At 71.1% G+C, this 11,951-nt stretch carries 4 protein-coding genes; all 4 read right to left on the reverse strand.

Going from position 1 to position 11,951, the window contains the following annotated elements:
* Positions 1-3: 3 nt before the first annotated feature.
* The 4 genes from drmB to BX285_RS26770 are packed head-to-tail and all read right to left on the reverse strand — an operon-like array spanning position 4 to position 11,811.
* Entirely contained in the window at positions 4-1,869 is a 1,866-nt protein-coding gene (gene drmB, locus BX285_RS26755) for a DUF1998 domain-containing protein (protein WP_121178458.1), read from the reverse strand.
* Positions 1,866-5,138 carry a helicase-related protein gene (locus BX285_RS26760; protein ID WP_121178459.1) on the reverse strand — a complete coding sequence of 1,091 codons (3,273 nt, stop codon included), beginning with the start codon at positions 5,136-5,138 and terminating at the stop codon, positions 1,866-1,868. Before BX285_RS26760 ends, drmB begins: the two co-directional genes overlap by 4 nt.
* Entirely contained in the window at positions 5,135-7,051 is a 1,917-nt protein-coding gene (locus BX285_RS26765; protein WP_183107235.1) for a UvrD-helicase domain-containing protein, read from the reverse strand. Before BX285_RS26765 ends, BX285_RS26760 begins: the two co-directional genes overlap by 4 nt.
* Entirely contained in the window at positions 7,048-11,811 is a 4,764-nt protein-coding gene (locus tag BX285_RS26770; RefSeq protein WP_121178461.1) for a DEAD/DEAH box helicase, read from the reverse strand. The genes BX285_RS26765 and BX285_RS26770 overlap by 4 nt, the downstream gene beginning before the upstream one ends.
* Positions 11,812-11,951 lie beyond the last annotated feature (140 nt).

Genomic DNA, 11,951 nt, shown 5'->3' on the forward strand with positions numbered 1-11,951 from the left:
CGCTCAGGGGGCGAGCAGGTGGGAGAGGAAACCGATCGAGGGATCCTCCGGGGTGCCGACGATCAGGGCCCGGTCGAGCAGTCCGTTGTTGTGCTCGCAGCTGGTCTCCGGGAGCATCACGCAGGCGTGACAGGCGGCCAGGTTGGTGCCGCCCGCCCCGGAGACCTCACTTTCGATGCAGAGCGGGTCGGCGGAGCACCACTCGGCGCGGTGGACGGCCGAGCGCACGGCCCGATCGAGGCGGTCGATCTCGCCCTGGGCGACCAGGCCGCCGAGGCTGCCGGCCGAGTCGCTGGTGGCGGTGTAGATCAACACCCCGGCCATGTCGTCGCCCGCGTAGATCCGTTCGCGCAGCGATGCGGCCGGGTAGCCGGAGTCCAGGCTCCACTCGTTGATCATCACGTGCGCGAAGGTGTGCAGCAGGGCCATGCGCGGGGTGGCGGGGGAGAGCGGGATCCGGGTCGGGTCGGAAGCCCGATCGGCGAGGACCCGCTGGTGGCGCTCGCGGATGCGCGCCGCGCGGGCGGCGACGGCGGGCAGTTCGGCCCAGGCGTCCACGAGTTCCTCGTCGAACCGGAGGAACACGCCCTCGCCGTGGACCTCCATCGCCGGCAGCCAGTCGGTGGGAGCGAGTGACAACGCCGCCTCGTGGCTCTCGGAGGAGGTCTCGGGATCGACGACCCGGGTGAAGGACGTGAGGGCACGGACCTCACGGAGCTTCTTCACCAGCATCGGGGTGACCAGACCCAGCCCGGTCAGGGGCTTCTCGTCGCCGATCGGCGGTTCACAGACGAACTCCTCGGTGTGCCGACCGGAGTCCTCCGGGTTGCCCGCGCACAGGCGCCGGTACTCCAGGTCGCGCAGGGCCCGGTAGCGCTGTTCCTGGTCGCGGTCGGGAGAGTCCTCCCCGGACGGATCCTCGGCGTCCATCGCGGCGATCAGGTCCAACACCTGCTGCGGGCTCACCGGGGAGGGAGCCCCGTCGAAGATGTACTTCAGGTGGATCTCCACCTCCGCGAGGCCGGTGCAACCACGGAGCTTGTCCCAGTGCCGGTCCAGGGCGTGCACCCGGGTGTCGCTCCAGGGCGGGATGGACAGGGCCGAGCGCAGCACCGGCTGCCAGACGGCGGAGGAACCGCGCTGGAGGGTACGGGGCGTCAGAGAGCAAGAGAGCCTGGGGGCGTCCTTCAGCCAGGGACGCTCGCCCCGGCAGCCGATGTTCAGCTCCCGGAGGGCACCGGCCCGGAAGGAACCCTCCATGGACACCTCGGGCACTCCACAGGAGCAGGACAGGACCACCGAACGGAGCGAGGAAGTGTGGCCCGACGAGCGGAGACTCATCCGGCCGTCGCAGGAGAAGGACACGCCCTCGCCGCGCCGCCGCCGGTGCAACCAGTCCCGATAGGGGAAGTCGGAGATGTGCCCGTCCTCGCAGGCGACCACGAAGCGGGACGGCACCAGGGACTCGCGGCACTCGCCGCACTCGTTGCGGCCGGGCGGAGAATTGAACTTCGCCACGTGGTCCAGCGCGTGGCACCCGGGGCAGTGGTGCCAGAGCGGGAAGCGGCGCACCCGGATACCGTCCCGACTGTCGTCGCCAGAGGCGGGCGGCAGACGGAAGTGCCGCACCCCCAGCACCCGGGCGAGGCGGGGCTCGCGGATCACGGGAGCCTCGTCGAGGGGCCACTGCTCCGCCGCGGAATCGATGCCCGCCACGATGAAGGACTCCTGGTCCACGGCGACCAGCGACCCCACGCCGTAGGTGGTGATGGCCTGGGCCCGACGGACCGCACCGCGGCGGGGCAGGTTGCGGGTCGGTGCGGCGGACCCGGTGGTGCCGCGCCGGCGACGGGACGGGGGCGGGGTCATCGGGATGCCTCCATGAACAGGGCGGACTCGGCGTCGACGTCGCGGAGGGACCACAGGGTCTCCCACGCCTCGACGTCCTCCAGGGCGTCGTTGTAGGGCTTGAGCAGCGAGGGGACGGAACGCCCGCGCCTAGGTTCGTAGTACAGGCCGCCGTGCGCTTCGGCCTCGTCGTGCCACCAGTCGACGAACTCGTCGAAGGCGGCGGCGACGTGGGCGACCTCCTTGGCGGCGGTCTCCTCCGGGGACACGCTCTCGACCCGGGAGAGGATCAGCGGGCGGATCACCGTCCGCAGCTCGTCCCGGAAGTGGCCGATCCTTCCCGCGTCCTCGTCCCTGCGGGCCGCAGGGATCATGATGCGGGCCAGGGCGACGATCACGGCGTGCAGACCGCGGGCACGGGCCCGGGCCGAGAACGGGGTCACCGAGGTGGACTCGACCTCGCGGTACAGCGCGGAGTGGAAGTGCTGGAAGTTCTCGTAGTGCGAACGGTCCCGGGGGCGGACCGCGTTGAGCATCACCGCGACCAGGCCCGGGTGGGCACGGCCCACCCGGCTGGTGGCCTGGATGTACTCGGCGGTGGTCTGCGGCTGGCCCATGACGGCCATCAGGCCGAGCCGGTCCACGTCCACACCGACGGCGATCATGTTCGTGGCCAGGAGCACGTCCGTCACGTCGGCCGCGTCACCGTCCGTCAGCCTGCGCTCGATCTGCTTCAGGCGGGCCGGGATGTCACTGGCGTCGACCCGGCTCGTCAGCTCGGACTGATTGCCGACGGAGCGCGGATCGCAGCCGTCGCGTTCGGCCAGGTGTTCCAAGTGGGCGACGACGTCGTCGTGGACCTGGAGTTCGGCGGCGGACAGCAGTCGAAGACTGTTGAAGTAGCCCACCAGCGTCCAGTACGCGTCGCGGACCTCCGGGCCCGCGTCGCCGCGCAGTGCCTGATGGAGCAGTGTGGCGTAGGTGCGGACCAGCAGGGTGGACTGGCTGGTGCCCGGGGCGAGCAGGCCGACGTAGCGGCGGGACGCCTTCTCGCTCGCCGGGGTCTCCACGGCGAACCAGGAATCGCGGGCGTCCAGACCGGCGGGCGGGAACTGTCGTACCTCCCGGGAGAACAGGGCCTTGCCCTGGTCGGCGGCCCGGCGGATGGTCGCGGTGGAGGCGATCACCTTGGGGCGGTCGGCGAGCACGTCGACGGCCGTCTCGTACAGGCCGGTCAGGGTGCCAAGCGGTCCGGAGATCAGGTGCAGCTCGTCCTGGACGATCAACTCCGGAGGAGGGGTGGAGTCCTCACGGTCCCGGTTGAACAAAGCGGCGGTCCGCTCGCGCCACGGCATCGAGGCGAACTTGTCGACGGTCGCAATCACCACGGTGGGCCGGGCCGCGTACACGGCCTGGTCGACCAGGTGCACAGGCAGCCCGTCGGAGAACGCACAGTCCGTGCCGGGGCAGCGCACGTCCATCCGGTCGGCCTCCTCGTCCACCGCGTAGTGGTGGGCGTCGAGGGCGGTCCCGCACCACGGGCAGGCGTGCAGCTGGACGGGGTTCTCCTTCTGGAGCACCCGGCCGGAGCGGGCCGCGGCGAGCTGCCGGGAGGCGACGTCCAGGGTGTTCGGGGTGGCGGAACGTCCCACCCACATGCCGATGGAGATCTCCTCGTGGCCCAGTTCCCCGGGGTTCTCCAGACGCAGCCGTTCCATGGCGCAGATCAGGATCGCGGCACGCTCGAACTGCTGGAGGGTCAGGAGGCGCAGCGTGTAGCGCATCAGGACGGTCACTCCACCGCCCGCCGCTCCGAGCCGCATCCGGCGCAGGAAGATGGTCAGCGCGATCAGGCCCAGGTACGCCTCGGTCTTGCCGCCACCGGTGGGGAACCACAGCAGGTCGGAGACGCCACGGTCGGCATGCTTCGGGTCGTCCACCCCGGCCAGGCACAGCAGCACGAAGGCGATCTGGAAGGGACGCCAGCGCGCCGAGGTCGGGTCCGGCTCGCCGATCCGACCGCCCTTGACCCAGGCACTGCGCGCCCGCTGGCTCGCCATAGCCCGGTTGGCCAGACGGAACGCGCGCATCAGATCGGGCTTGTCGCGCAACAGTGTGATGCCTTCCCGGATCCGCTCCAGGGCCTCGCCGCACGCGCGGACCCGGTCGGCTGCGGCCGCCTCGTACGAGGTGCCGAGGAGCGCGTCGGCCTCGTCCCGCTTCCGTTCGATCCACCGCTCGTAGCCCTGGGCCAGCCCCTCCAGGGCGGCGATCACCGCGGAGTCGTCGGCCTCGGCGAGGCCGAGCATGGTGAGGGCACTTGCGTCGATCGTCGGGTTGGAATCGGTGAGCAGCACCTCGTGCGTGGGCACGAACTCGGTGCGTACCTCGGCCACGCCCGCCCGCACCACGTCGGTGAGGCCGATCGGGGGCGGGGTCCAGTCCCACACCGCCGCGCAGCCGTGTCCGGCCGCGAAGGTGGGGGCGTGCCGGTGCAGCAGCCGGCTGCTCTCCAGCTCGGCGTCCACGGCGGACAGGGAGGTCGGGCGCTCCACGAAGGCGCTCGACCCGTTGGCGGCACGGACCGTCAGCCCGCTCTGGAAGAGTGCGAAGGCATCCTGGAGCTCCCGTTCTCCCACCTTCTGGATGTTCACCAGGGTGACCGTGACGGTGACCGTGCCGGTTTCCGGTGACGGGCGGCGTACGTGCACCTCCAATCGGGCCGTGCGATCGATCAGGTCGCGCGAGGCTCCCCGCCCCGGGTACCTGAGGTCGACCGTCGTGTCCGGCAGGTCAAGCTCCACCCGGCGCCAGCGTTCCCGCTGGTCGGAGGTGGTGCGGGCCTCGCTGCGCCGGGCCGAGACGGTGCGCCCCTCGGCGTCCTGCGGTTCGTACACGGCGGCGCGGGCCGAGACCACGATCTCCTGGCACACGGCGAGGTCGACCGCGAAGGTCAGGCCGACACCGGACGGCCGTCGGTCGCCGGAGCCGGCGCGGTCGGCGGTCGGGCCGGCCTCGTCGAGGCTGTCAGCCCTGGTCAGGGGCTCCTCGTCGAGACCCTCCTGCTCGGCGACGTCCTCCCGGAAACGAAGGCCGGCTTCGGCATCCGCCGGACGCGGGTAGAGCACGCCGACGGGATAGCGGGTGATGGGAGCGTCCTGGTCCAGGACCTCGGCGCGGCCCTCCGCGGAAGCTTCGGCGTCCGGGCCCAGCAGCTCCCTGCGGAGCCGGGCCACCAGGTCCTCACGGACCGCGTAGTGCGCGGCGTGCCGCCCTGCGTGGATGGTCATTCCTGTTCCTCCTCGATTCCGGTGATGCGCCGGAACCGTCCGATTCCGCCGATGCGTGGGGCGATCCACACTCCGTGGTCGCTCAGGCCGGCGTTGGCCCCGGCGGCCGGGCTGCCCGCGACCGACTCCAGACAGTCGATCCGCAGACCGGAGATCTCCTCGGGCCAGTGGATCTCCCAGGTCGCGCCGACCTTCAGGACGGCGTGCAGTTGGCTGCGGAACGTCTCGGAGGCCTCGCCGATCTCCCGTCCCTCGTGCAGCAGCGCGTACCGGGGGCTCTGCTCGGCGCCCATCGGGAGGGTGTCGCGCAGCCGGAAGGTCACTGCGTCCCCCGGCCGCACCCGTTCCAGCAGGTACGCCTGAGCGGCCTGGGCGTCGATCGGGGCGTCGGCCGGTTCCAGGGTGTCCACGTCGCCGGCCCGTACTTCGACTCCGTCGCGCCGCCACCGGTGGCGCGGGTTCGGGACGCCCCGGTACCACCGGCCGGTCGGATTGTGCCGGAGCACCGTCACCGTGTCGGGGGCGGGGATCCGGTACAGGTCCTCCCTGGCCCGGGTCATCGCCACGTAGAGGGCGCGGGCCTCGGCGGGTACGTCGAGGTCGTCGGTGCGACGACGCAGTTCGGTGGTGGTCGGCGGAGTGAGCAGGACCACCCGGTCGAACTCCAGTCCCTTGGACCGGTGCACCGTGGACACGACGAGCCGGGCCGGTTCCGGATCGGCCAGCTCGTCGGGGAACCGGCGCTCGGCCACCAGCCTGCGCAGCCGTGCGACGTCGAGCGTGCCCCGACCGGCGCCGCGCGCCGCAGGTCGCAGGGATCGCCACACCCGGTCGAGGTCCGTGCCCTCGGGCAGCGGGATCGAGGCGAGCAGCTCGCGCAGCCGCTCCTCGGCGAGTGTGGCGGCCCGGGTCCGGCGCAACACCTCGGCCACCCAGTACGGCACGGGCCGGTCCTGGAGCGAGCGTCGCAGGGCGTGCGGGACCCCCTCGGTGTGCAACAGCTCCGAGACGACCAGGGCCTGGCGGTTGTCCCGGCACAGGATCGCGCAGGTGCCGGGGAAGGACCGCAGCGTGTCCAGGGTGAACGCGTCGGTGAGCGCACCCAGGTCGGGAAGGTCGAGGAGCAGCGCGCGCAGCTCCTCGTGGAGGCGGGCGGCGGTCGTGTCCGCGCCCTCGGGCGCGCTGCCGATGCCCTGGACTGCCGGGCCGAGCGCGAGTGCGGTGCGCGCCTCGGGGGTGACGGCCCGGAAGTTCCGGGTCAGGCGCAGTTCCACCAGGTCGTCGGCGTAGGAGATCCGCACCCACCGGAGGAAGAGGTCGGCGCGGTCGGCGTACTCCTCCGGATCGCGGATCTGGAAGTCGTAGACGGCCTGCGCCGGGTCGCCGACCAGGGTGAACCCGCACGAGTCCTGGAGCCGGTCCAGGAGCGACTCCACCATCTCCCGGCGTGCGCCCACCAGGTCCTGGACCTCGTCGACGATCACGTGCGTGGGCGGGCCGGACTCCAGGGACTCCAGCGCGCCCTTCTCGATCGCCTCGGTGGCCGCACGGATGCGCTCCTCGAAGGAGAGCGCCGACCACTGCCCGTCCGGGTACGCCTGCAGCAGCAGGGAGTGCGCCCAGGAGTCGAAGGTCTGCACCCGCACCCGCCGCGCGTGCTCGCCGTACCGGGCGATCCGGTCCCGCAGCTCGCGGACCGCGGCCCGGGAGAAGCTGAGGACCAGCAGCTCGGAGGCTTCCAGCGCCTCGTCCGGGTCGGTGTGGCCGACGAGCGCGTCCATGCGGCGCACCAGGGTGTGGGTTTTGCCCGTCCCCGCCCCGGCGGTGACCAACAGCCGGGTGTCCCACGGCCGGTCCACGACGGCCTGCTGTTCGGCCGTGAGGACGGGGCCGTCATCGGCGGAAAAGGTCACGAGGCGCTCCACAGGTGCTCGAACCGGGTGAAGGCCAGGGCGGTGTCGAAGTTCCGGATGTTGTCCCGGACGTTGAGGATGAGGCAGGTGTCCTTGCCGCCGTTGCGGGGGCCGCGCAGGCCGCGTCCGATCATCTGCTGATACACGTTCGGGCTGTAGACGGGCCGAGCGACGACCACCGCGCGGGTGGCCGGGGCATCGAAACCCTGGGTGAGGACGCCGTAGTTGGTGAGCACCCGCACCCGGCCGTCGCGGAACTCCCGGACCCGAGCCCGGCGGTCGTTGTCGGAGGTGGTGGAATCCACCGAGGACGCGGAGATGCCGTGGTCCTTCAGTCGGGCCGCCAGGTACTTGGCGTGCTCCACGGAGGTGGCGAACACCAGCACCGGCCAGCTCTCGTCCATCGCCGCGATCTCCGAGACGATGCGACGACTGCGGTCGTGGTCGTCGGCCAGCCGCTGCTCGGCCGCCTTGGACAGCAGACTGAACTGTTCGGCGTTCTCCCGCTCCTGGCGGGACAACTCGATGGTGCCACCGGTCAGTTCCCGGTGTTCGACCCGCGCCAGCACGCCGATCTCCTGGAGGTGCCCGTAGGCGTCGTCGGCAGGGAAGACGCCCTCGTCCAGGCGGCGTGCTCCGAACCTGTTGACCAGCCGGCGCGTCTGCTCGTCGCTGCTGCGGAACGGGGTGGCGGTGAGGCCCAGAAGGTGTCGTTCGGTCCGGTGTTGGGTCAGTCCGAGCAGGCCCAGGATCTCGGTGTAACGCGTGCCGTCCGTCAGGTGGGCTTCGTCCCACACGACCAGCGCCGCCTCCCGCAGCCAGGCGTACCGGTCGGTGCCCAGACATGCCTGGAGCTTGGCATCGGTGGCCACGACGAGCTGCGGCCCGTCGGTGACCGGAGCCGCCTCGTTCGAGGTCCACAGCCGGTTGATCGTCAGCCGCGCCTTCGCGCCGGCCTTGCTCCAGACGAATTGCCAGCTCTGTACGGCCTGTTCGCACAGCTCCTCGGTCTGGGCGATCCACAGGATCGGGCCCTTGGGTGTACCGGTCTGCTTGACCCAGCGGATGACGGCCTCGGCCGTCACCCGCGTCTTGCCGGCACCGGTGGGCAGGGACAGCATCGCGCGCTGCGGAGTGAAGCGGTCCAACATCTCGAAGATGTTGACGGCGAGCCGCTCCTGGTAGTCGTGCAGGTGGGGGAAGTCCCGGGGGCCCTCGACGGTCAGGCTCTGTTCGAGCGTCGGGGCCCGGTACCCGGCGAAGGGGGCGGGCAGGCCGAGCTCGGCGACGAAGGAGACGGCCGCCGAACCGCCGGTATAGGACGACGGGGCGCTCGGGAAACGCTCCTGGATGTCACGGACGTGGGTCTTGAGCACGGTGTCGCCGTGCGCGTTGAATGCCATCTGGGCGATCCGGCGGCCGGTGGGCTCCTGCCCGTCCGAATCCTGGCGCTCGGCGTCCAGCAGCCCGGCGGGGAGCCGGTCGCGCAGGGCCTGCGCGCCGATCAGCAGCTCCAGCTTGGCCGTCACGTCGGTGGCATCGCGGATCTCCTTCAGCGCCGACCGGACCTTCTCGTCCTGCTCCTGGCGGGTCTGGGCCTCCAGGGCCGCCCGGCAGCCGGCCTCTCCCATGCGCAGACCCAACTCGCGGTCCACGGCCCGGAGCGCGCCCAGCCGGTCCAGCGAGTCCACGACCTTGATCACGTTGCCCTGGCGGGCGCTCTCCAGGGACCTGGCCCGAGCGCCGTTCGGAGTGCGGACGACCTCCTCCAGCGTGGAGCAGCGCAGCAGGGAGTAGGTGGCCACGGAGCTGCCCATCTTCTGCCGCAACGTGGGGAATTCCTCGACCAGCGGGACCGGTTCCACGGTCGATTCGTGCCGGGTCTCCCGGCTGACGACGTCGTCGTGCCGCAGCATGCCCCACTGTTCGACCATGAGGTCGGCGGCTTCCTGGTCCGGCATCAGCAGCGCGGGAACTCGCTCGGCCTGCAGGGAGCGGTATTCCTCCGGGTTCGCTGCTACGGCGATCTCGCCGTCCGCTCGGGTGTCCCAGCCGTCGCCGATCCGGCAGCGAGTCAGCGAGTCCTCGGGGAAGGAGATCTCCAACCGGGTCAGCAGAGCGTAGGTGGAGCCGACGAACGCGTCGTCCTCGCTCTCCTGAAGCTTCTCCAGGAGCCGGCTCCACTGCTGCGGGCGGACCTTCTCGACGCTCTCCGCGAGCCCCAGCTTCCGGGCCTTCTCCGCGCTGAGCGAAGCCACCGGGAGCACGTCACGGTAAGCGTCGAGCTGGGGCCCCACGGCCTCCTTCAGGGGCTTGAGGCCCTGCGAGGTCTCGACCCGGCCGTGACGGGCGAGCATCCAACGGATCGGGGAGGACACCGATTGGCGTGTGTTGGCCTGCACCCCGATCTGCAACGTCCAACTCTGGACCACCGCCTCCTCGGGCAACACCCGGAGGAAAGCCGCGCGGGCTTCCTCCGAGAGCCGTGGCAGCAGGTGCAGCGGCCCACCGACAGGTGAGCCGTCGATCCGGGTCCTGTTCAGGGCCGGCCGGCTCGCCCGGTCGTCGAGAGTGCGGCAGTACGCCTTGTGCATGGCTTCGCGGTACTCCTGGAACCAGGCCTCCTCCTCCGGCCTGTGACGAGCGGTCGGAAGGTCATGCAGACCCAAGTCGCGGAAGAATCCCGCGTCGTCGGAGTGGAAACGCATGTCCACCGCGATCTCGGGGTCGCTCTCCGCGGTGACGACCATCCCGGGCATCATGCAGTCGCGCATGAGACGGAAGCGGCCGTCCTCGGTCCGCACCATCAGGGTGCGGGTCGGCTCGGGCACCCGCTCGGTCACCTCGTGGCCCACCACCGAAGCGCCCGCCCGGTGGAACAGCTCCCAGAAATGCGTCCACTCCTGGGGGCCGTACGCGTCGAAGCCCTGGTCGATGACGCTCACGAAACGGCCCCGGACGTCTGCTTCCCGGATGCCGAGCGCGGTGAGGGCTGAGGAGAGCGACCGGTCGTCGGACAGGGCGCGGTCGACGTAGACCAGCGACTCCGGCAGACCGTCCTCCTCGGTGCGTCGGTACACGACGCTGCGCAGTGGGGCGACCAGACCGTGCTCCTCGGTGAGCACGATCCTGGCCTTGCGGGCCTCGTCGGAGGAAGGGGCCTTCGCGGCGATCATGTCCGCGACGATCCGGATGGCGGCCGCAGAGGCCTCCGCCGAGCCGTCGGAGACCAGCGCTTCCAACCACTCGACCACCGAGGCTCGCTGCCGGCCGGCGGCGGCCAGGATGTGCTGGACCTTGCCCGCCCGCAGGTCGGTGGCCTCGACGGCGGGGTGCACCCAGTCACGGGGACGGCCGGCGTAGGAGTGCCACGTCCGCAGCAGACGGTTGACGGTGGTGCCGTCCTTCCCCAGATCCGGGTGGATGTTCAGCTCGCCGGGGGTGCGCAGGATGCCGTCCTGGTCGGGCAGCGACGGGCGCACCGCGGTGGCGGCCCAGATCTGCTCGGTAAGCAGGCGGTCGGCCCAACTGATCGTCTCCACGCCCTTGGCGCGACCGGGCAGCAGCGGGAGGTACGCGCCGGGATCCTCGGCCGGGGCGAGCTCGGGCAGCGACTCGACCACGAGCCGGGCCGCGACCTGGATCATCTCGATGTTGAACGGCGAGGAGTCCAGCAGGTTCTGACGGTCCTCGTTGGTCTTCCAGGCACCGTTCAGGATGCCGCTGAGGGTCATCTCGTACTTGGTCGGGAAGAAGGACCAGAACCTGCCGCGGCCGCGGGCGTCGGTGGCGGCCAGCAGGCCGGTCCGCTCGTCCTCGCGGTAGGCGGGCACCGCCCACGCCACGTCGACGGACAGTCGGTCGTGCAGTTCGCCGGCGTCGCGACGGGCGGCGTCGGTGGGCGTGTGGGTGCGGGTGAAGACACGCCACCGCGAGTCGGCCGGCGGCCTGCCGACGCGCTCCTCGTGGATCGTGTGCAGGCTGTCGTCCCGCTCGGAGTACAACGCCCGGCGGGCGATCGGGCGGGGCCGGCGGTCCTCCAGGACCACCTGGCCCACATGCGGGGAAAACAGGTGGAAACCGGCGGGGAATTCCTCGCGGGTGTCGTGGCCTGCCACGCCCTGGTGCCCGTGCATGTCCTTGCCCAACCGGTCGGCGGCACCGGGCAGCAGGGGCAGCCGGACCACCGTGGTGGCCCACTCCAGGAGTTCGTCCAGCACCCGGTCCCGAAGGCGCTCGGCCGCCATGTCCAGTTCGCGGGCCATGCGCAGTACGGGCGCCTCGAAGGTCTCACCGAGCCGTTCGCGCACGCCGGGGACGTTCCGGATCAGCTCGTACGACCAGGCCCGGTCGAAGCCGAAGCTGCCGTCGCGACTGAAGAACTCGGGTGCGTCGGTCACCACCAGGACCGACTTCACCCCCACGCCGAACCGACCGATCTGCCCCCCGCGCTTGCGGGACATGCTCATCCGCAGGATGGTCTCCGCGCCCTCGGGTGTGACCGCGTTGCCCTGGTTGGCGCAGTACAGACGGGCGTCGGTGAGGACGACGTGGATCCGTCCGCCGGGTTCGTCGCGCAGCTCGTCGGCCGCGTTCTGGACGAGCTCGAAGAGCTGTCGGTCACCGTACCCGCCCTGGGTGATGCGGCGTTCGCCGTTGGCGTGTTCGGGGATCAGGCCGGGGTCGATACCGTAGGTCTCCAGGACGCGACGGGACTGTCGGACGACGGTGCGGATCACGGGAGACTGCGTATCGGCCACGAATGGTTCCACTTCGGGTACGGGAAGGCGGATCGGGGAGACGGTGGTGCCGTCAAAGGGCGCACCGCGGAACGCGTGCGTGGATCAGGGAATTCAGGAATCCGTAAGAGGATTCAGGGAAGGCCGAATGAACCGGCATC

Source organism: Streptomyces sp. 1114.5 (assembly GCF_003635085.1).
In the GTDB taxonomy this organism is placed as follows: domain Bacteria; phylum Actinomycetota; class Actinomycetes; order Streptomycetales; family Streptomycetaceae; genus Kitasatospora.

Coding starts and splice junctions, on each gene's coding strand:
- BX285_RS26760 (WP_121178459.1), bottom strand. CDS start 5,138: ATGACCATCCACGCAGGGCGGCACGCCGCGCACTACGCGGTCCGTGAG.
- drmB (WP_121178458.1), bottom strand. CDS start 1,869: ATGACCCCGCCCCCGTCCCGTCGCCGGCGCGGCACCACCGGGTCCGCC.